At 59.9% G+C, this 20796-nt stretch carries 19 protein-coding genes and 1 pseudogene; 11 read left to right on the forward strand and 9 right to left on the reverse strand.

The genetic code is table 11. The features are described from left to right. The 5 genes from E4K09_RS18390 to E4K09_RS18410 all read right to left on the reverse strand — a co-directional run bounded on the left by E4K09_RS18390 (position 1) and on the right by E4K09_RS18410 (position 6328). Positions 1 to 837, reverse strand: coding sequence for an enoyl-CoA hydratase family protein (locus E4K09_RS18390; RefSeq protein WP_134499227.1), 837 nt, complete (start codon positions 835 to 837; stop codon positions 1 to 3). Next, positions 834 to 1343, reverse strand: a complete 510-nt coding sequence (locus E4K09_RS18395) for a MarR family winged helix-turn-helix transcriptional regulator (protein ID WP_193557314.1) — start codon at positions 1341 to 1343, stop codon at positions 834 to 836. The genes E4K09_RS18390 and E4K09_RS18395 overlap by 4 nt, the downstream gene beginning before the upstream one ends. A gap of 1 nt (position 1344) precedes the next feature. Continuing rightward, the gene (locus E4K09_RS18400; RefSeq protein ID WP_204985755.1) at positions 1345 to 2106 is read right to left on the reverse strand and encodes an SDR family NAD(P)-dependent oxidoreductase; all 762 of its coding nucleotides are present in this window, start codon (positions 2104 to 2106) and stop codon (positions 1345 to 1347) included. Positions 2107 to 2113: 7 nt separating this feature from the next. Continuing rightward, positions 2114 to 4468: a bifunctional salicylyl-CoA 5-hydroxylase/oxidoreductase gene (locus E4K09_RS18405; protein WP_134499229.1), complete on the reverse strand. Its 2355-nt coding sequence runs from the start codon at positions 4466 to 4468 to the stop codon at positions 2114 to 2116. Between the two features lie 216 nt (positions 4469 to 4684). Then, entirely contained in the window at positions 4685 to 6328 is a 1644-nt protein-coding gene (locus E4K09_RS18410) for a benzoate-CoA ligase family protein (protein ID WP_134499230.1), read from the reverse strand. A 366-nt stretch (positions 6329 to 6694) separates the two neighbouring features. Between E4K09_RS18410 and E4K09_RS18415 the strand changes: the two genes are divergently transcribed. From E4K09_RS18415 to E4K09_RS18445, 7 genes are all read left to right on the forward strand, one after another. Continuing rightward, a complete protein-coding gene (locus E4K09_RS18415; RefSeq protein WP_134499231.1) occupies positions 6695 to 7870 on the forward strand; it encodes an ABC transporter substrate-binding protein in 1176 nt (391 codons plus the stop codon). A 144-nt stretch (positions 7871 to 8014) separates the two neighbouring features. Beyond that, positions 8015 to 8935 carry a branched-chain amino acid ABC transporter permease gene (locus E4K09_RS18420; protein ID WP_134499232.1) on the forward strand — a complete coding sequence of 307 codons (921 nt, stop codon included), beginning with the start codon at positions 8015 to 8017 and terminating at the stop codon, positions 8933 to 8935. Positions 8936 to 8979: 44 nt separating this feature from the next. After that, positions 8980 to 9978: a branched-chain amino acid ABC transporter permease gene (locus E4K09_RS18425; RefSeq protein ID WP_244610579.1), complete on the forward strand. Its 999-nt coding sequence runs from the start codon at positions 8980 to 8982 to the stop codon at positions 9976 to 9978. Then, positions 9971 to 10726, forward strand: a complete 756-nt coding sequence (locus E4K09_RS18430) for an ABC transporter ATP-binding protein (RefSeq protein ID WP_134499234.1) — start codon at positions 9971 to 9973, stop codon at positions 10724 to 10726. The genes E4K09_RS18425 and E4K09_RS18430 overlap by 8 nt, the downstream gene beginning before the upstream one ends. After that, positions 10726 to 11424 carry an ABC transporter ATP-binding protein gene (locus E4K09_RS18435; protein WP_134499235.1) on the forward strand — a complete coding sequence of 233 codons (699 nt, stop codon included), beginning with the start codon at positions 10726 to 10728 and terminating at the stop codon, positions 11422 to 11424. Before E4K09_RS18430 ends, E4K09_RS18435 begins: the two co-directional genes overlap by 1 nt. 66 nt (positions 11425 to 11490) lie before the next feature. Continuing rightward, complete coding sequence (locus E4K09_RS18440; RefSeq protein WP_134499236.1) at positions 11491 to 12345, forward strand: alpha/beta hydrolase; 855 nt, start codon at positions 11491 to 11493, stop codon at positions 12343 to 12345. Positions 12346 to 12434: 89 nt separating this feature from the next. Next, positions 12435 to 13367 (forward strand): DNA-methyltransferase, encoded by a 933-nt coding sequence (locus E4K09_RS18445; RefSeq protein WP_134499237.1) that lies wholly within the window; start codon positions 12435 to 12437, stop codon positions 13365 to 13367. 425 nt (positions 13368 to 13792) lie between these two features. Here the strand turns inward: E4K09_RS18445 and E4K09_RS18450 are convergent, their stop codons facing one another. Continuing rightward, complete coding sequence (locus E4K09_RS18450; RefSeq protein WP_134499238.1) at positions 13793 to 14356, reverse strand: MarR family transcriptional regulator; 564 nt, start codon at positions 14354 to 14356, stop codon at positions 13793 to 13795. A 793-nt stretch (positions 14357 to 15149) separates the two neighbouring features. Here E4K09_RS18450 and E4K09_RS29260 point away from each other — a divergent pair. Then, positions 15150 to 15944: a hypothetical protein gene (locus E4K09_RS29260; protein ID WP_166802393.1), complete on the forward strand. Its 795-nt coding sequence runs from the start codon at positions 15150 to 15152 to the stop codon at positions 15942 to 15944. A gap of 188 nt (positions 15945 to 16132) precedes the next feature. Here E4K09_RS29260 and E4K09_RS29840 read toward each other — a convergent pair whose 3' ends face one another. Both E4K09_RS29840 and E4K09_RS18460 read right to left on the reverse strand, forming a co-directional pair. Next, positions 16133 to 16405 carry a hypothetical protein gene (locus E4K09_RS29840; RefSeq protein WP_134499239.1) on the reverse strand — a complete coding sequence of 91 codons (273 nt, stop codon included), beginning with the start codon at positions 16403 to 16405 and terminating at the stop codon, positions 16133 to 16135. A 284-nt stretch (positions 16406 to 16689) separates the two neighbouring features. Then, a complete protein-coding gene (locus E4K09_RS18460; protein WP_134499253.1) occupies positions 16690 to 17361 on the reverse strand; it encodes a PhoH family protein in 672 nt (223 codons plus the stop codon). Between the two features lie 1098 nt (positions 17362 to 18459). On the opposite strand from E4K09_RS18460, the gene E4K09_RS18465 reads away from it, so the two are divergent. Then, positions 18460 to 18888 (forward strand): YybH family protein, encoded by a 429-nt coding sequence (locus tag E4K09_RS18465; protein WP_134499240.1) that lies wholly within the window; start codon positions 18460 to 18462, stop codon positions 18886 to 18888. 14 nt (positions 18889 to 18902) lie between these two features. Here E4K09_RS18465 and E4K09_RS18470 read toward each other — a convergent pair. Then, positions 18903 to 19271: pseudogene (locus E4K09_RS18470) on the reverse strand (integrase core domain-containing protein); the annotation flags it as partial. Between the two features lie 636 nt (positions 19272 to 19907). Between E4K09_RS18470 and E4K09_RS29650 the strand changes: the two are divergent. Then, positions 19908 to 20495 (forward strand): hypothetical protein, encoded by a 588-nt coding sequence (locus E4K09_RS29650; RefSeq protein WP_193557317.1) that lies wholly within the window; start codon positions 19908 to 19910, stop codon positions 20493 to 20495. Between the two features lie 48 nt (positions 20496 to 20543). After that, positions 20544 to 20747 carry a hypothetical protein gene (locus E4K09_RS18480; protein WP_134499242.1) on the forward strand — a complete coding sequence of 68 codons (204 nt, stop codon included), beginning with the start codon at positions 20544 to 20546 and terminating at the stop codon, positions 20745 to 20747. Positions 20748 to 20796: the final 49 nt, after the last annotated feature.

The following is a 20796-nucleotide window of genomic DNA, read 5'->3' on the forward strand; positions in this document are numbered from 1 at the left end:
TCAATCTCCCTGGAAGACCGGCTTCTCCTTAGCGGCGAACGCCCTGTAGGCACGGGCGAAGTCCTCGGTCGTCATGCACAGGGCCTGAGCGACGGCTTCCGCCTCGATCGCCTCCTCCACCGACATGGCCCATTCCATGGCGAGCATGCGCTTAGTCATCGTATTGGCGTAGGTTGGTCCCGAGCCGATCTCTCGCGCCAAGGCCTGCGCCTCGCGGAGAAGCTCGGTCTCATCGACAAGACGGCTGAAGAATCCCCACCGCTCGCCTTCTTCGGCCTTCATGAATCGCCCCGTGTAGAGAAGCTCCGAGGCCCGGCCCTGCCCAATGATGCGCGGCAGGATCGCGCAAGCGCCCATATCGCAGCCGGCCAGCCCTACCTTGTTGAACAGGAAGGCCACCTTGGCGCTTGGCGCCGCGAGCCGCAAATCGGACGCCATGGCCACGATGGCGCCTGCGCCGGCGCAGATCCCTTCGACGGCCGCGATCACAGGCTGCGGAGCAGCCCGCATGGCTTTCACCAATTCGCCCGTCATGCGCGTGAAGGCCGTCAGGCCCTTTGTATCCATCTCGACCAGAGGCCCGATGATCTCGAACACATCGCCGCCGGAGGAAAAGTTGCCGCCGGATCCCGTCACGACGATGGCCTTGACACCGTCGTCCTTCGCGCAGGCATGGAAGAAGTCGGTAAGTTCGCGATAGCTTTCGAATGTCAGCGGGTTCTTCTTTTCCGGACGGTTGAATGTGACCGTCGCGACCGGACCTTCCACCGTGAGGATGAAGTGGCGCGGTTTATACGCGGCAAGGGGCAACATGACGGGGTTGGCGAACTGCATCACTGCGTCTCTCCCATGATGGCGTTTCTGGCGGACAGTTTTGTTTTGGCGAGAAGGCGCATCAGATCCTTCTGCTCCCTCTGCGAAAGTCCGCCGAAGATCTCGGCGACCCATGCCTCGTGCTCGGCAGCGATCGCGCGGAATTCCATTCGACCGGCTGGCGTGAGCTTGACGATCTGAGCTCTCCGATCGATCGCGGAGACCCGGCGTTCGATATGCCCGGAGGCGGCGAGCCGATCGACCAAGCTAGTGAGATTGCCGTTCGACACCATCATCCGCTTCGAGAGATCAGAGAGCGTCATCCCCTCCGGGGTCTTGTCGAGCTGAGCCATCAGATCGAAACGGGGAAGCGTCACATCGAAGCGGTCCCGCAGGCGACGGCGGACTTCGCCTTCGATCAGCGTAGAGCATGTCAGCAGCCGGAGCCAGAGCCGGAGCTCGTCACGGTGATCCTCCGGCATCTCGAGAGCCTTCGTCTCGGCGTCCAGCGGGATTGTCTGGTTGTCCATTTCAAATCTCTCCACCGGCCACCACGATGGCCTGGCCCGTTACGGAGCGGGCGCCCTCGCTGCACAGCCACAGAACCGCCTCAGCCACTTCCGACGGGCTGATCAATCTTTGCTGAGGATTGTGCTTCACGAATTCGTTCAGAGCCTGTTCACGCGACCTGCCCGTCTTCGCCGTGATGCGTTGGACACTCTCCGCCACAAGATCCGTGTCGGTAAAGCCAGGGCAGACCGCGTTGACGGTCACGCCGGTCGTGGCGGTCTCCTGCGCAAGCGCCCGCACGAAGCCGACAACCGCGTGCTTCGCCGCGCAATAGGCGCTCACATAAGGATAACCCTTCAGACCTGCCGTCGAGGCCACGGCAATGATTCGTCCAAACCCCCGCTCAGTCATGGAGCCGAGCACGGCATGCGTGACATTGGTCACACCAAGCAGATTCACGTCCAGCATCTGCTGGAACATGGCCGGAGTGGATTTCATAAACGGGGCCGAGACTGCCGATCCCGCATTGGCGATCATGAGATCCACGGGTCCATGTCGCGAGACGACAGTCTGGATGGCGGCTTGAACGATGTCTGGATCGGTGACGTCGGCAACGGCAGCGCCATGAGCGTCACCCTCCGAGACGACGTGATCCAGGGCCGCCTGGTTCCGGCCGACGATTGTGACCCTAGCCCCTGCCCCCGCAAGCGCCCTTGCAATGGCGCGCCCGATGCCGCGCCCGCCGCCTGTGACAACTGCGTGGCGGCCCTGAAGAAGGTTCATATCCATATCATTCCGCGGCGAGGAACTTCCCACCGGCCTCCATCTTCAGTTCAGCTCGGGTCTTCGGCTTGGCCTTGATCTTCAGCTCCTCCATGTCCTGCCGGTCACGGACGCTGTTGCGGAAGATTTGATCCTTCCCGGCAAGATATTGCGGCGGACAGAAGATATCCTTCGCGCCATACCATGCGGCCGCCTTCATGGTGAAGAACGGGTCCACCAGGTGGGGTCGCGCCAGGGCGACCAGATCCGCCCGCCCGGCCGCCAGGATGGTATTGACCTGATCTGCCGTGGTGATGTTGCCGACGCACATGGTGGCGACCCGCGCTTCGTTGCGCACCTGATCCGAGAATGGCGTTTGAAACATGCGCCCGTAGATCGGCCGGGCCTCCCGCACGGTTTGTCCCGTGGAGATGTCGACGAGATCGACGCCATGCTCGGCAAACGCACGCGCGATTTCCACGGCGTCTTCTCCCGTAATGCCGCCCTGGGCCCAGTCTGTCGCTGAGATGCGCACGGACATGGGCTTGTGTGCGGGCCAGACCTCCCGCATGGCATCGAAGACCTCCAGTGGATAGCGCAACCGGTTTTCCAGGGAGCCCCCGTACTCGTCCGTGCGCCGGTTGGTGAGCGGAGAGATGAAGCTCGCCAGGAGGTAGCCGTGGGCGCAGTGGAGCTCAAGCATGTCGAAGCCCGCCCGGTCGCCCCGCTCCGCCGCGGCGACGAAATGCGCCCTGATGGCGTCCATGTCGGCGCGGGTCGCCTCCCGCGGTACTTGGCTGTCCGGGAAATACGGAATCGGAGAGGCGGAACAGATATCCCAGGCTCCCGTTTCGAGAGGGCGGTCGATTCCTTCCCACATGAGCTTTGTGGCGCCCTTGCGCCCTGCATGCCCCAGCTGCAGGCAGAACTTGGCGGTGGAATGGCCGTGGACGAAGTCGACGATGCGCTTCCAGGCCGCCTCCTGCTCGTCATTCCACAGGCCCGTGCAACCAAGCGTGATGCGCGACTCCGGCGAGACGCATGTCATCTCGGTAAAGATCAGTCCCGCACCGCCAGTGGCGCGCGAGCCGTAGTGAACGAGATGCCAGTCCCCGGGAACACCGTCTTCGGCCGAGTACATGTCCATCGGGGACACGACCACGCGATTTGCGAGAGTCATGTCGCGAAGCCGGAAAGGCTGAAACATCGGCACGTTCGGATTCTCGATGGACACATCGAAGCCCTCGTGTCTCACTTGCCGCGCAAAGGTGCGATCGACGGCAGCCACGAAGTCCGGGGCGCGCAGGCGCAGGTTGTCGTAGGTGATCGCCTTGGCGCGGGTCATCACTCCGAACGCGAACTGCACTGGATCGAAGTTCCAGAAGCGCGCCACATGCTCGAACCAGACGAGGGATACGTCGGCAGCGTGCTGGGTCTTCTCCACCTCCTCGCGCCGACCTGACTCGAAGAAGGACAGGGCCCGTTCGACATTCGAGTCACGGCGGAAGGCTTCGTAAAGGGCGATAGCATCTTCCATGGCGAGCTTGGTGCCCGAACCGATGGAGAAATGGGCCGATCCCTTGGCATCGCCGAGCAGCACCTTGTTGCCCATGACCCAGCGCTTGTTGCGGATCATCGGAAAGTTGCGCCAGAGAGAACGATTGGTGAGAATTCTGTGCCCCTTCAGGAACCAGCCGAAGATCTGCTCCATCAGAGCCGCGGATTCCTCTTCCGTTTTCTGACCAAGACCGGCGCGATCGAAGGTTTCGGGATCCGTCTCGAACACCCAGGTGGACCGGTTCGCCTCATACTGATAGGCATGGGCAATGAATGGGCCCCACTCCGTTTCCTGGAAGATGAAGGTGAAGGCGTCGAGCGGCCTAGTGGATCCCATCCAGGCAAACTTGTTGGGCCTCAGGTCTATCTCGGGCTGAAAGTGGTCAACATGCCTATCCCGGAAGCGGCTGTTGATGCCATCCGCCATGACGACGAGATCCGCATCGGCGAATAGGCTCTCGTCATCCACATCCACCTGGTAGCACAACCTCACGCCGAGCTCTTCCGCGCGATCCCGCAGGATAAGCAGCAGCGTACGGCGCGAGCAGCCGCAGAATCCGTTGCCGCCGATGCGGTGCTCGGCTCCCTTGAAGTGAATTGCGATGTCATCCCAATAGGCGAACTCGCGCGTGATCCGATGGTAGCTCGGCAGGTCGTACTTTTCGAAATTATCGAGGGTCGCATCGGAAAAGACGACGCCGAAGCCGAAGGTGTCATCGGCGCGGTTGCGCTCGTAGACCGTGATCTCTGCCCCAGGCTGGAGCTTCTTCATCAGGATGGCGAAATAGAGACCCGCAGGCCCTCCGCCGATAACTGCCGTTTTCATGAGATCACCTCCAGGGCAATGAGAATTGTTTTAAGCCTAAAATAATTAGAAATCAATCTTCCGGATGGCGCAACGCATGATGCGCAACGCCGGCAAATCTGCATCCGAGACGCTGGCTACGCTAAAGTCCCGCTTCCTTGGCGGTCACGCACACCATCACAGAGCCGCCCCTTGAGCCCCATCGGGGACCCGAGCCTTCCGTTCAGTTCGACGCTCTCAAGAGACCTTAGCTTCCCATGATTGCTCCGCAGCCATCAGGCGAAGCTGAAATCGCTGGAGCTTGCCCGTCTGGGTCCGCGGAAGAGCCTCGACGTACTCGATGAGGCGCGGATATTTGTAAGGCGCGATCTCTGCCTTTACGTGATCCTGCAACACCTTTGTCAAATCGGGGCCGGGCCTGAAGCCAGAGCGAAGAACCACGTAGGCTTTCACAACCGTCCCCCGCCCGTCATCGGGAGCTCCTACCACTCCGCATTCGGCCACCGCCTGATGGGTGAGGAGCGCTGCTTCGACCTCGGGTCCTGCGATGTTGTAACCGGCCGAGACGATCATGTCGTCGGAGCGCGCCTGATACCAGAAGTAACCATCCTCATCCATCAGGTAGGTGTCCCCGGTGACGTTCCAGCCATTCTGCACGTAGTTGCGCTGCCGCTCGTCGGCCAGATATCGGCACCCCGTCGGCCCACGGACGGCTAGGCGGCCGATGCTCCCTGGAGGAAGGGTGCGTCCCTCGTCGTCGATGACCTTCGCTTCATATCCGGGTACGGGTTTGCCGGTGGCTCCGGGGCGGATTTCCTCCTCGGTCGCAGCAATGAAGATGTGGAGCATCTCCGTCGCGCCGATCCCGTCCATCAGCTTGATGCCGGTTGCGTTTCTCCAGGCCTCGAACGTGTCCTTAGGCAGCGCCTCTCCCGCGGAAACGCATTTCCGCAGCGAGGAAAGATCGTAGCTCCCGAGCTTGGTCAGCATGGCGCGATACGCAGTCGGGGCCGTGAAGCAGATCGTGGCCTTGTATTGCATGATGGCGGCAGGAAGATCGTCGGGCCCTGCTTTTTCCAGCAGAACGGTCGACGCGCCTACCCTCATGGGGAATAGGACGAGACCGCCGAGCCCGAAAGTGAAGGCCAAGGGGGGAGAGCCAATGAAGCGATCAGTCGGCTCGGGCCGCAGCACGTTGAGAGAATAACCATCGCAGATCGCCAGCATGTCGCGATGGAAGTGCATGGTGCCCTTCGGCTCGCCGGTCGTGCCGGAGGTAAAGCCTATCAGGCATACATCGTCCGCCGCCGTGTCGGCCGCATCGAATTCGGGTGAGGCTGTGGCAATCAGCGCCTCAAGGCTGTCAGGCGCGCCGGAGCCCCAATACACCACATGCTGCAAGTCTGGCACCATAGCCTTCGCACGTTCCATCTCCTCGGCGAGGCGATGGTCGCACAGCGCAACGCCGATCCTGGCCTTGTTCAACGGGTAGGCAATCTCCTTGGCGCGCAGCATCGGCATTGTGGCAACGACGACGCCACCCGACTTCAGCACGGCCAGGTAGGCCGCGACCATCATGGGGTTGTTGGCAGAGCGGAGCAGAACGCGATTGCCCGGCACGAAACCCAACTGTTTTACAAGCACATTGCAGATCCGATTCACTCGCTCCTGCAGCTCCCGATAGGTGAGCGTCTCGGCAGGGCTGATGAGGCAAGGCTCATCTCCCCTGCCCTCGTCAATCCACCGGTCGAGGAAGGCCACGGCACAATTGAGCCGCTCCGGGAACTGAAATTCCGGACGGGTGAACAGGAAGGCTGGCCATTGATCCCGAGGCGGAAGGTTGTTCCGAGTGAAGGTATCGACATGTGCCGTGTACGCCATCGCTGGATTCCCCTGGTTTCGCCTGCCCGAAGATGCGCTGCGACGACTGATAGGGTCCAGGTGGCCCTATGGGCCGAATGATCCTCGGAGCATCAGTCGGAATTCGCCGATCAAGTCTCTCCTGCCTCTTACCATCGCAGAGCATTAGGCCTGGATCCGCCCTGCATTTATTTAAAGCCTAAAATATTTGTTGGCAATCCCCGGGATCGAATCTAACATTCGATATCTGCCGAAAACGAATTGTTCGGCGGGGTCCTTTTGCGGCAGTATAGCGCCGACCTTCCGTCGAGGCGTCTCAGGTCTCGCCGGGAACAATTACGCAGCACGGCAAACGTGCGCAGGGAACAGCGACTTCGGGAGACAGCAATGAAAGTGACGATCAAGACCCTTGGCTTGGCAGCAGCCGTGACGCTGGCCACCGCCCCCGCCATGGCTCAGGAGAAGCTGAAGATCGGCCTGCTCCTGACCCTTTCCGGTCCTTCGGCCGTCCTCGGCCAGCATGCACGGGACGGTTTCCAGCTCGCCATGAAGGACCTCGGCGGCAAGCTCGGAGGTCGGGACGTCGACGTGATCGTCGTGGACGACGAACTGAAGCCCGACGTGGCGGTCACGAAGGTCAAGGGCCTTCTGGAGCGCGACAAAGTGGATTTCGTCGTCGGCCCAATCTTCTCGAACGTGGCGGTTGCCACCCACAAGCCGATCGTCGATTCCAAGACGTTCTACATCAGCGTGAATGCTGGTCCCTCGAATCTCGCCGGCAAGAGCTGCAACCCCTACTTCTTCGCCACGTCCTACCAGAATGACCAGAATCACGAGGTTCTCGGCAAGGTAGCTCAGGACCGCGGCTACAAGAAGGTCTACCTGCTCGCCCCGAATTATCAGGCCGGCAAGGACGCGCTCTCCGGCTTCAAGCGCCACTACAAGGGCGAGATCATCGAGGAATCCTACGTTCCTCTCAACACTCTGGATTTCCAGTCGGAGCTTGCGAAGATCGCCTCCATGCAGCCTGATGCGATCTTCACCTTCATGCCGGGCGGCATGGGCGTGAACCTTGTCAAGCAGTACCGCGCCGCTGGCCTTGCCGACCGCATTCCATTCCTCTCCGCCTTCACGGTCGACGAGACGAACCTGCCCGCGCAGCAGGACGCTGCTGTCGGCATGCTCAGCGGCTCGAACTGGGCGCCCAACATGGATACCGCAGAGAACAAGAAGTTCGTTGCAGCCTACGAGGCTGCCTACAACGCTGTGCCGGCCTCCTATGCCATGCACGCCTACGATGCCGCTCTCCTGATCGACAGCGCCCTCAAGGCAACGGGCGGCAAGACCGAGGACAAGGATGCCCTGCGCAATGCTATCAGGAAGGCGGAGTTCAAGTCTCTGCGCGGAGACTTCAAGTTCGGAGCGAACGGCTTTCCGATCCAGGACTTCTACCTCGTGAAGGCCACTAAGCGTCCGGACGGCAAGCTCGAGACGCAAGTCTCGGAAAAGGTGTTCGACGATTATACGGACGCTTATGCCAAGGAGTGCGCAATCACGAACTAAGGCGCAAATGGAAAGGCCTGCCCGCTCCGGTCGCCGTATCGAGCAGACAGGCCCTTCCCTCTCCCGCTTCATAAGCGTGCTTCTCTTTCGTGAGTGCCCGAGCAGGCGCTCGACCGATGCAAGGCTGCTGCCAGCGATGTGCCGATGACTGCGACACTCTTTTTCATCCAGGCTCTGAATGGCCTTCAGTTCGGGCTCATTCTCTTCCTCATCGCAGCCGGTCTAACCCTCGTCTTCGGGGTGATGGACTTCATCAACCTGGCTCATGGCGTACAATACATGGTCGGTGCCTATCTGGTTGCCGCTTTCAGCGCCTGGACGGGCAGCTTCGGCTGGGGACTTCTTCTGGCGCTTCCCACTGCCCTCGCCTTTGGTCTTCTTCTCGAAGTTCTCGTCTTCCGGCACCTTTATGACAGGGATCACCTCGAGCAGGTGCTCGCGACATTTGGCATCATTCTGTTCTTGAATCAAAGCGTGAAGTTCATCTGGGGCGCGGCTCCGCTGAGCGTGCCCGTGCCTGAGGTGATGTCTGGATCGGTAGAGATCATGGATGGTCTTCTCTATCCGGTCTACCGTATGGCGATCATTGCAGCAGGACTTGTCGTTGCGGCACTCCTCTACCTCGTCGTCAGTCATACGCGTGTCGGAATGCTGGTGCGCGCGGGTGCCACGAACGCGTCGATGGTGTCGGCGCTCGGAATCAACATCCGGCGGCTGTTCATGATCGTTTTCGGTTTCGGAGCCATGCTGGCGGGCTTTGCCGGAGCCATGGTTGCGCCAATCCTCTCCGTACAACCCGGCATGGGCGACAACATCCTTATCCTTGCGTTCGTGGTGATCGTGATCGGCGGTATCGGCTCGATCCGTGGAGCCTTCCTGGCGGCGCTCCTGATCGGCCTTGTCGATACGCTCGGACGCTCATTCATGCCCAATCTCCTCCGCCTCGTCCTCGACCCATCAGCGGCAAGCCAGACCGGACGGGCGATTGCGCCGATGCTGATCTACATCTTCATGGCTGCAGTGCTGTTCTTCCGCCCCTCCGGCCTGTTCCCAGCCAAGAGATAGAGGCCGCAACGATGGCGGAATTGACACAAGCACGGGCACCTTCCATGTCATCTGCGGTTGCGCGGTTCGATCCACTTCCCGTCTTCATCTTCGCAATGTTCGCGGCGGCGCCCTTTCTGGCATCTACGTCTGGAGCAGAGGGCTATGTGCTGTCGCTCCTCACCCGCGTGATGATCTTCGGCCTTGCGGCAATGTCACTCGATCTCATTCTCGGCTATGGCGCACTCGTGAGCTTCGGCCATGCGGCCTTTTTCGGCATCGGAGCCTATACGGTGGGCATCATGGCGAGCCACGGCGTCGAGGATGCGCTCATCCAGGTTCCCGTTGCCCTTGCAGCATCGGCATTCTTTGCCGCTGTAACAGGCGCCATCTCGCTGAGGACGAAGGGCGTGTATTTCATCATGATCACCCTCGCCTTTGCGCAGATGCTCTATTTTCTTGCCTCGTCTCTCGCAGCCTATGGCGGCGATGACGGTTTGACGCTTTCAACGCGTAGCCTCGTGGCGGGCTCCGATTTTCTCGAGAATGACTTCGCGCTCTACGGCACCACCCTTGCCTGCCTTCTCGGTGCCTACATGCTGTCCAGGTCGATCGTGAAATCCCGCTTCGGACGCGTCCTTCGCGGAACGAAGGAGAACACCGTCCGCATGGAAGCCATCGGCTTCCAGCCTCTCCCGTTTCAACTCACTGCTTATGTGATCAGCGGCATGATGGCGGGGTTGGCCGGATGCCTCCTGGCTAATCAGGCGGAATTCGTCAGCCCGGCATTCATGACGTGGCAGCGCTCCGGCGAATTGATCTTCATGGTTGTCCTCGGCGGCCTCGGCTCGCTTCATGGCGCGATCATCGGCGCGGCTGTCTTTCTACTCCTGGAAGAGTTCCTTCCCGAGATTCTCCATGCGGCGAGCTTTTTCCTGAACGATGAACTCCGTTCTCGCCTCTCGGAAAACTGGCAGATGGTTTTCGGGCCGATCCTCATTCTAATCGTGCTATTTGCCCGGGGCGGCGTGTTGGGTTTCATCCGGCGAGGTTCCCATGGCTGACTCCCTCCTTGAGCTGCGCAGCCTACGGAAGACCTATGGCGCCTTGTTTGTCACCGACAACGTTGACCTCTCCGTACGACCCGGCGAATTGCATGCCGTCATCGGTCCGAACGGCGCAGGCAAGACGACTCTCATCCATCAGATCTCAGGCCTCGTGAGATCCGATTCCGGACAGGTTCTATTCGACGGCGAGGACATCACCCATCTGCCCATGCACGAGAGGGTCCGGCGTGGGCTCGCCCGCTCGTTCCAGATCACGTCGATTCTTCCTGCATTCTCCGCCCTCGAAAACGTGGCGCTCGCCGTCCAAGCACGCTCGGGATCGAGCTTTCGCTTCTTCGGCAACGCAGCACGAGAGGAAGCGCTGAACGACGCCGCCATGGAGTGCCTGAATGTCGTTGGAATCGGTTCACGCGCCCGAGTTCCGGCAGGCCTTCTTTCCCACGGCGAAAAACGGCAGCTCGAACTCGCCATCGGCCTTGCGACGCAACCGAAGCTCCTTCTTCTCGACGAGCCGCTGGCGGGAACCGGCCATGAAGAATCCCTTCGCGTGGTCGAAACCCTGCAGAGCTTGAAAGGCCGCATCACCATTGTGTTGATTGAGCACGACATGGACGCGGTTTTCTCCCTCGCCGACCGCGTCAGCGTTCTCGTCTATGGACGCGTGATCGCCACCGACAAGCCGGAGCGCATCAGGGCCAACGAGGAGGTGCGTGCCGCCTATCTCGGCGAAGAGGAGAGCCTATGATGCTGTCAGTCCGACATCTACAGGCGTCCTACGGTGCAGCTCAGGTCTTGTTCGATGTTTCCCTTGATGTTGGCGCCGGCGAAGTGGTGGCGCTGCTGGGGCGCAACGGTATGGGCAAGACCACGACCATCATGTCCATCATGGGCCTCCTGCGCCCTCGCGGCGGCGATATCCGCTTCGATGGTGCCGTGGTGACGGGACTCGCACCCTACAAGGTCGCACAGGCCGGCATTGGCCTCGTGCCCGAGGGACGGCAGATCTTTCCGACCTTGACGGTCGAGGAAAACCTCGTAGCGACCGCCGCCTCGCGGTCAGGCCCCCCACGCTGGACCCTGGACAGCGTGTACGAGCTTTTTCCGCGACTTAAGGAGCGGCGCGCCAATCTGGGCACGCAGCTTTCCGGCGGCGAGCAGCAGATGCTGGCCATTGGTCGGGCACTCATGACAAATCCCAAGCTCCTCATCCTCGATGAGGCGACTGAAGGACTCGCGCCCTTGATCCGCGCGGAAATCTGGTCATGTCTCAAGCGCCTTCGCGGCGAGCGTCAGTCGATCTTAGTGATCGACAAGAACGTGGAGGTGCTTGCCAGCTTCGCCGACCGGCATGTCATCATCGAAAAGGGCCGCTCGGTCTGGACCGGCACGAGCGCCGAACTCGGCGCCGATCCCAGCGTCAAGGAGAGGTATCTCCACGTCTGACAGTATTGGCACCGATTGTTCACGGTGCCGGCAGGCGTGAGTTGGCTCTATCGCACGAGGGAATGCATGATCTATCGTGGAATGGACCAGAGCGCACTGGACGCAGCCTACGACAATCCTCGCGCGGTCGGTCTGCCTGTGTTGCAGGAGATGCTGGCCAAGTGGACCTCTCGCGGCAAAGCTATCGCATCCGCCAGCCGCCTTACCGAAATACGCTATGGCGAAGGGGAGCGTAACCGCATCGATATCTTCGAAGCATCCCGCTCCTCAGGCTTCCAAGGCCGGGCAACGATTGCCTTCATCCACGGCGGCTATTGGAGAAGCCAGGACAAGGAAACCTATCGCTTTCTTGCGAAAGGGGCTCTCGAGCGCGGTTTGAATTTCGCAAACATCGAATACACCTTGGCGCCGCAACAGACGATCGGCGGCATCGTCCAGGAAATCAGAAGTGCAATAGGCTGCCTGAACAGGCATCTCAATCAGATCGTCCCTGACCACGCCCTGCTTCACATGTCGGGCCACTCGGCCGGAGGTCATCTCGTTGCGACGACCCTCAACGAGACGGGGGTCAACAGCGGCACCTCCATCAGCGGGATCTTCGACCTGGAACCGATTCGCCTGAGCTATCTCAACAAGGAAGTCAGGCTTACGCCCGAAGACGTGGCCCGATACAGCCCGCAGCACCACATTCCCGCGCATTCTCCTCCCCTGATCGTCGCCTATGGCAAGCAGGAGCTTCCAGAGCTCTGCCGTCACTCCGAGGAGTTGCACCTTGCATGGAGAGCCCAAAACCTCGATTCCAAACTGCTCGGCCTTCCCCGCCATAACCATTTCAGCATCCTTGAGGAACTGGCCGCTTCAGATGGTGTGATCCTGAAGGAGATCGTCTCCATGATCTCAAAAGCATTTCCAGCCCGGTAGCGCCTCCTGACGCTGGCGATACCCTGCCTGAGCCTAACAGGGGCCCAACTGTCCCGCGCTCAGGCGATCTCTGGCTGCTTGGTGCGCACATGCTTCTGTGCGGTTCAGCCCTGGACCCGGCCAGCTATCAGCGCCTGCTCGGCGGGGAACCTGTGCGGGCGGTCTGGTCGGATCCGCCCTATAACGCTCCTGTAGGCGGGCATGTCTGCGGCTTGGGCCAAGTGAAGCATCGCGAGTTCGCCACGGCCTCCGGCGAGATGAGCGAGCGCGCGTTCACCGCCTTCTTGTCTGATTATCTCGTCCTGGCGAAGGCCCACTCCCTGCCTGGCTCCCTGCACTACGTGTGCATGGATGCGCCCCATGCGCTCGTCCCGCTCACCGCAGCCCGCCAGGCGCAGCTTGCCTTCAAGACCACCTGCACCTGGGCCAAGACCAATGCCGGCATGGGCAGCCTGTACCGCCAGCAGACCGAGTTCGTGCACGTGTTCAAGAACGGCGGCGACGAGGTCGCGCGCATCAACAACATCCAGCTCGGCAAGTACGGCCGGTATCGGACGACGTCGTGGACCTACCCGGGGGCGAACACCTTCCGCAAAGGCTGCATGGAGGATCTTGGGGCACATCCGACGGCTAAGCCCTGGGCTCCGGTGGCTGATGCCATCAAGGACTGCACCCGCCCGGGCGAGAGCGTGCTCGACTGCTTCTGCGGCTCGGGCACGACGCTGATGGCCGCCGAGAAGGTGCGCCGCATCGGCTACGGCATCGAACTTGATGCCGCCTACGTCGATGTGGCCATCCGGCGCTGGCAGGCGCTCACCGGCAAGGACGCAGTCCACAGCGACACGGGTCAAACCTTCGCCGAGGTGCAGGCTTCCAGGGTTGGTGATGGAAGCCCCGCAGCCCCCGAGCCCGTCCTTGTTTCTAGCACCATGGAGGCAAGCAATGTCGGCGATAAACAGAAGCAAGGTGTCGGTTATTTTTGCTTCGCGGCTAGAGGCTATAGCCCTCGCACCTTGGGATAACGCCTCAGACGCGTTAGCATCTGAGAACTATGCTTGATAAGCGTTCAGGAGCGCTCGTCGCTTGGAACTGGCAAAAACTTGAGATCGACAACTCAGAGCAGTATGTCGTAGTGGCCTTGATACAGGCTGCCTTTACACCGGCTCCAAATTTCAAAAATTCAGCACTGTTAACAGAATTCTATCTCAGATTGTGCAGGTTGTATTGAACAAGATCAGCCAATTCTAGGCCAATCATAAATCTTTTGTTCGAACACTCACAGAACTAACGCACTACGGGTGAAAACCACCGAGAGTGCTCTATGCCACGAAGTGAGAACCGTGATCTGGAGATTACAAGAGTCCCGATAGAGAAATTCACATCGTGCTAGGCAATTGCTTCGAAGCTGCCTGATTCCGTCACATGGCTTCAAGTACTCGCTCGGGAATCAGGCATCCTGCGCGCCCCCAAAATGCAAGGCTGTTGACCACGCCCGTTCCAAACGCTTCAGGGTCTTGATAGCCGTTTGCAGATCACGTGCTTCTTTTGGATTGCGCACAACAAGGCTGTGGTAAGTCTCGTCAACTTTCCTGACGGCATCACACAGCCTTCGACCCTTCTCAGATAACCGAAGCCGCGCCGAGCGGCGATCTCGTTCCGATACGCTTCGATCTACATAGCCGGCCTCGACCAATCGTTTGAGGTTGTAAGAGGCGTTCGAACCTAAATAGTACCCGCGCTCAATCAGATCACGAACAGTGAGTTCCTCGGCGGCAATCGTGAAAAGCATCATGACCTGTGACGGGCTGATATCATCAATACCTAACCGTGTGAGATCGATCCGAAACAGATCGAGCGACCGGCGGTGGACGCGCTCCACGACACGCACGAGATCGAGATGCGTATTCCCAGACTTGCTGTCGAGTGCTGGGGCAGTCTCACGTTTGGCTCTCTTGAACGAGGACTTGACGGGTTGCGCTATGTCATGTTTCGCGCTGCGCTTTTGCTCCATTCCATTGCCCTTCTACCCACGACGAAGTCATTGTAGCCAATCTCAAAATACGACGATACGGAAACTTGTCGAGGCATAACTCCGTGTGCTCCGCTTCCGTTCGTCCGCATCGTGATGCTAGCGGCAGTTCGCTACTGGTGGGCACCGAGGCTCAAAGCCCCTCTAAATCGCCGGGATCGAGTGTCAGTGGGTATAACGCAATGGGTAACTCCGGTGCGACATCTGAGAAAATGTCGTTGAACGTTAATAGGTTAATACCGGCGATCTCCTGAATTTAGTTCTAAATTCGAACTAATTTAGGAATAATGTGGAACTGTCTCGTGAGCTTGTGCGTCTCGAACAGCAGAGGTCGACAACTTGCCGGCCCAACTGAACCACTCGTTCTCAGGACAAAAATTCATGCGCAAGATGACGCTCGCTTTTGCGGGCCTGATGACACTTGTCTCGACGACAGCCCTGCACGCCGCTGACCTAAGCTCACGTGGGCGATTTGCGGAGAACCGCCGCGCAGAAAATCTCACGAACCAATGTATTCCGGCTGTAGCCAATCCATCGAATTACGCCAACTGCCGCTTTCGTCGCGTGGCTGGCAACGATGTCTGTCGCTGTCAAATCGTGCCTCCGGCGCAGCGTCTTGTGAGGTTTCCCGCCGACGATCCAAATCTCAGCACTGGATCGATCGGTGTGACACCAGGCTTCACGACCCCTGGCGCCATCAACACTGACCGTGGGACTGATAGGGACCGTTCGGGTGGCGGCTTTGCATCGACGAACCCACCGAGCAGGGGCGGCAGTGGCGGTATCAGCAACCCCGGAGATGGAGGCGCCAACGGCGGTGGAGGCACATCTGGCGGCAGCAGCGGCAGCAAACCGGGAGGCGGAGGTTCCGCCGGCGATGACCAGACGGGCGGCAATCAACCTGGCGGCGGGCAATCTGGCGATGGGCAACCTGGCGGTGGGAGCACAGGCGGCGGGAACCCAGGCGGTGATCATGGAGGGGACCATCATGGAGGTGGACACCATGGCGGAGGCAAACCGGGCGGGCATCACGGTGGCGGCAAGCCGGGCGGCGGTCATGGCGGACACGACGGCGGTGACAAGCCCGGTGGTGGACACCATGGCGGCCATACCGGCGGAAAGCCAGGCGGCCACCACGACGAAGGACATCACGGCGGAAAACCGGGCGGTCACCACGGCGACAAGCACGATGGCGGCCATGGCAGCAGCAAGCCGGGGGGCGGTCACCACGGTGGCAAACCCGGCAAGGATCACCATGGCGGCAAATCGGGCGGCGACGGCCAACATGGCGGCGGACGTGGCGAGCACGACAACAAGGGCGGACTTGGCGGCAAAAGCGGCGATGGCCCTGGCCGCGGTCACGATGGCTACGGAAACCCGGGCAACGACAAGGGTGTTGGCCATTCAGGAGAAGCTCCCAGCAACCATGGGGGCTGGGGTGGCGGCTCTCGTGGCCGATCTGACGGGTACGGTCGCGGAGGCGAAGGTGACCGCGGCGGAAACGGCGGCAGGAGCGGCAATGGACACGGTGGTGAGCGCGGCGGCTCCAAACGTTAACTTCGTCGACTAGGTGGTCAGGCCCTGCCAGCGGTTCGGTAGGGCCTGACCAACATGCAGCAAACTCACTCCGTAGCCTGCAGTGGCTGCAACTCAGTAGTGGTACGCCATGGGTCGCACCTCCGACTTATGGCCGGGAAGTTGCGGCTACCCCACCGACCAGGCGGTCTGAGCCACCTGCCACCAACGGCTCTCGCTGGCCTACGGGACGACGTCCGTCATCTCCAGATAGCTGCCCCTGTCCAGGCAGGAAACTGCGGTGGCCCACTTCTCGATGCAAACGGGAATTTGGTCGAGACCGTGATCTCGAAGCTCAACGCCATGAAGGTGGTTCAGGCGACCGGTGACATGCCGCAAAACGTGAACTTCGCGATAAAGTCTTCGGTTGTCGCCAGCTTCTTGGAAAGCAGGGTTATCACCTACGAGACGACTACTTCCTCCAATGTTCTCGCTCCAGCGGATCTTGCGGATCATGCGAACAGCATGGGCGTGATGATCCTCTGCAAATAGGATCTATCCGCCAAAGGAGGGCACTCTGCGGAATCGCGACTGAAGAGTAAACATGACCGCCCCTGGAGGATCGCGGATCAGATACCAACGATCAACGCTCGAACCTTCGGAGAGCTTGCGCGCCGTCTTCATGCGGGCTCCTCCGTCCGATCAACGTATGCAGTCTACTCTATCGCGTTCAGGCAAAAGGCAGAGATGAACCTCTACCTAGCTGAGTGCTCCCTATTTCGAACCTACGAAGCCCTCTATCAACAGTGTACCTCTTCGAACGCCCGCACCCACATCTCGCAGATGCCGGATCGAACGATATCATCGCGCGTGAACTCGATGATTGGCACCGGCAGCAGCTTGGATTTGATCAGGTGAACGACCGTTCGCAGGCCTGAGGTCTCGCGGAGATCACATTGACTGACATCACCATTGATTACGACCGTGCAATCCTCGCCGATCCTAGTCAGAAATGTCTTCATCTCAGCGGGAGTGGCATTCTGCGCCTCATCGAGGAGGATGAAAGCGTCCCTCCACGAGCGGCCACGCATAACCTCGAAGGGAACCATCTCTATGTCGCCATTCTTCACGGCAATCTCGTAAGCCGCCGATCCGATCCGGTCCTTGATGGCCTCAGTGATAGGGGCTGCCCACGGACCGAACTTCTCCTCCAGGCTTCCAGGAAAGAACCCGAGAGAACGTCCGCTTGGCACGTTTGGTCGAGTTAAGATGATTTTGCTTATTCGGCGCTGGCGGAAGAGGTCTGCGGCCAGGGTTGCCGCGATCCAGGTCTTGCCCGTGCCTGCCGGTCCAAGAACAACAACTTGGGGGCTCGTTTTTAGAGCATCCAGGTAAGCAGCCTGGGTCGCATTGAGCGGCTTGATGGACGGAAGGCTTCGTTCGGCAGCGAACTTGGACCCATGAAGTTCAATGATGTCAGCAGTTTCGAAAGAGCGGCGGGTTCTGCGTCTCTGCTTGTCGTGGCGCTTGCTCAAGGATCAACTCCCGCATTCAGGGCTGCACAAAGCACTCCGCCCGAGTCCACATCGTCGGGACTCGGGCGGGGTTTAGAACAATGGTGTCTGGGGCGCGCTATTGCGGACGTGCGCTTTCCGCAATCAATTTCGTGAGGATCAGCCCGTCTGGTTGTCAAAGAATCTGTCTCCACCTGCTGGGTGCAACATCTTCGATTCCTATGACAGTTTATTACTGCCACGGTCAGACACGAGTCGAATGTTGAGGCACCCTGCTTAGTTCCAAGGCAAGACCCGCAGGCATAAATTGGTTGGGGATAACCGTGGCGCAAATCGGCGACATGTCCTCTTCCAACTCAGCTTCTTCGGCCACAGCCAGATGCCTGTCTGCCGTCGATCAAATTTTGCAAGTTCCTCCAGAGCAGCGGATTGTCGTGAGATTTTGTTGAACTCTTTCCTAAATAGGGTCAGGCCCGCCAAACGCGCGCTCCCGACATTTTGCCACCAGCCGCCCTCCCCCGGATCTTCCGCCAATGAGTCGGAAGCTAACGGTGATCCTGGACGGGAAGAGGTGAAAGGCAAACGGAACCCCGATCTCTCAACTTTGTTGGCCTGACACGCCCCGCTAGAGAGATCAGACCCATGATCTGCCCGTTCTGCAAACAAGAGGTCGATGAGCCGTGCCGCAACACTGTGGAGATGCAGCGGCGGGCCAGCGATCACATCGAACGATGCGATAACGCTCTGAGGAACCTGAAAGGGATGATGTTCGACTAGCCGTGGCGGTTAGCGTAGCGGTGCTTCTTGGTGAGGCTTTTCTGCCCTTCGAGCGTCTTGGCTGGGGCAATCACCTCCTTGTAGCGGCGGGTGTGCTTCTTGAATGAGGGCCTCATGCGCGCTTTGCAGGCCGTTGGCTTTCTCCTCGCTGGGATAAGGCATGAAACCATACCGGGCCGGGCAGGCACATGTCATCCTGTAGAGGTAGGAAAGCCTCGATGGCACCAAGAGAGGGCGGTGTTATGCTGACCCCGCTCTTGATCGTGTGGGAGAAACGCCATGCGCCCTCATACCTTGCTTACAGCCATCTGCCTGTGTGTGCCGGTTCCCACCATGGCACAGGACAAGGCAACCATTCAGAGCCTAAGCGATCACTTCGCACAAGCGTTCAACGCAGGTGATGCAGCGGCGCTTGCGGCTATGTATACGGAGGACGCTGTCATCCTGCCGCCTGGAGCCGAAATGATGAAGGGTCGCAGTGCCATTCAGGCATTTTGGAAGAGCGCTGCGGAACAGCTTGGGGATGGAAAGCTGAAGACGGTTGATGTGAAGGCGCTCGGCGGCGAAGCCGCCCGTGAGATTGGCACCTTCTCATTCCGGACCAAAGGGCAGCAGCCGCAGGAGATCACCGGCAAGTATGTGGTGGTCTGGGAGAAGGTCGGAGCCGATTGGAAACTCGCAACCGACATCTGGAACACGAATAAGTAACCTTGGTCGGCCGCCTACTGCGGGATCCGATTTGAAGGTTGGTGGAGCGGTGTGTTGATCGCCACTCCTATGATGCCGGACCATGAGCTTCTGTCCCGCCTGGGCGCTGGTCCGAGCAGCACGTCTGGCGCAGGTGGCCGGTAGCCCAAGGACGAATGCGGGCGCACCTGATCGGAGTGAACCCTCCAGGCCTCGATCAGGATCTGAGCCTCCCGAAGCGAGTAGAAGATCTCCCGATCCAGCAGGTCGTCTCGAGGCTTCGAGTTGAAGCTCTCGCAGCACCCGTTCTCCCAGGGGCCCGCCTTCGCGATGCGGGCCGTCTGAGCGCCGACCGTTCCAATCCAGTCCTGCACGGCCTTGGTCACAAACTCCGGCCCCTGATCCCGAGCGGAGAGATCGTCTCCTCAGGGGTGCGCTTCCTTTTCGGCATAACGGCCTCTGCGGTCCAAACTCGCTTGAGCTTTGGAGCCCGTCAAAGGGGGCAGACCATAACGTGCCAGGGCTATATGATGCCGTTACATACTGCTAAGCTGGAGGTCCGCGATGGCATATCGCTGTGTATTGACGAGCATCCTATGCGTTTCCACAGCAATTCTGTTGCCACTACCCTCTGCTTACGCCCAAGCCGTTCCGACGGTTGGCACCTGTCCATCCGGCTATCACACAAGCGGCAACGCGCGTGTCCCTAACTCTCCGGAAAGGGCAGTTCGTCCTGCCCTGCTGAAGGTCGGCTCTTGCCCCTCGGGCTACCACACGTCGGATGACTACTTTCTAGGCTATGAGGGTGCTCGACACAGCTTCCCGAAAACCGGGGCTTGCCCCAGCGGCTATCATTCAAGTGGAAGGTACTGCCTTTCCTATCGGTGAGAGTTGCTACGTCGCGTCCGCTTCGCGGCGAAAGTCGCCTTGGAGCGGCTCGACCTCAGCCAACACCTCAACGTGCGTCCAATCGCAGCCTCCCTGGCCGGAACCTCCCTGAAGAGGCCTTCGTTTGCCAAAATCAGGAGAGGTCGTCCTAGATGAAGAAGATTGCGCTCGCTGCTGCCGTCATGTTCTCACTCTGCATCGCCGCAGGCTCGGCAGAGGCTCAGAGCCGTCCTGGTGGTTGCCTAAAGTACGGGTTGGGCGGGGCGGTCGCCGGTCACTTCGCAGGCGGGCACCGGCTCAAAGGTGCTCTCGCAGGCTGTGCCCTCGGCATCTATCAACGCAGAAAGTACGAGCGTGAGGCCAGAGAGCAGAACGAAATCAGGAACAGGATTCCCGAGCGCCGACGCGTGCCGATTCCGGAACGAGATAATCGCTACGACAACCAAGATAGAACTGCCAATCGAGGCCCGTTGCCGCGCCAGGAGAGAAGCGGTCCTTACGACGATCTTGGCCTGGACCTGGATCGTGGTCGTCGGACCAGTCGCGAGCAAGCAGATTGGATTGAGGATCCTATCCTCAATCCGAGACGTCAACGCGACGGCTACGAACCGGGAGGTGCTTTTGCACCCGGACAAGGTCGGCTGGGCGATAGCGAGGGATTAACCTATCCGAGAAGGCCAGGACGCTCGGATCCCGAGAGTACCGGCAGCTTCTTCAATGGGAATGGCACCGTCTACTAACATGATCCTGATCTTGGAGGTGAGCCGCAGACCAAGAAAGAGATCAGCATGGCAAAGAACCCTTGGATCAGCCTGTGGCTGAGTGCAGCGAACACCTGGGCCGGCGCAGCCCGCGGCTTCTGGACGGCAGAGGTGCACCGCCAGCAGAAATCCATGTTGAACAATATGACGAAGCCGAAAGCCCAGTCCACCACCAATAGCCGTTCGTCGAAGAGCGCCTCAGCAGGAGCACGGAGAAAATCCAAAGGCTGACCAGCCATCTGGTCAGATGCTCCAAGCACAAGGGAGTCGCCATACCCTT

The sequence above is a fragment of the Microvirga pakistanensis genome (genome assembly GCF_004458765.1).
Classification (GTDB): domain Bacteria; phylum Pseudomonadota; class Alphaproteobacteria; order Rhizobiales; family Beijerinckiaceae; genus Microvirga; species Microvirga pakistanensis.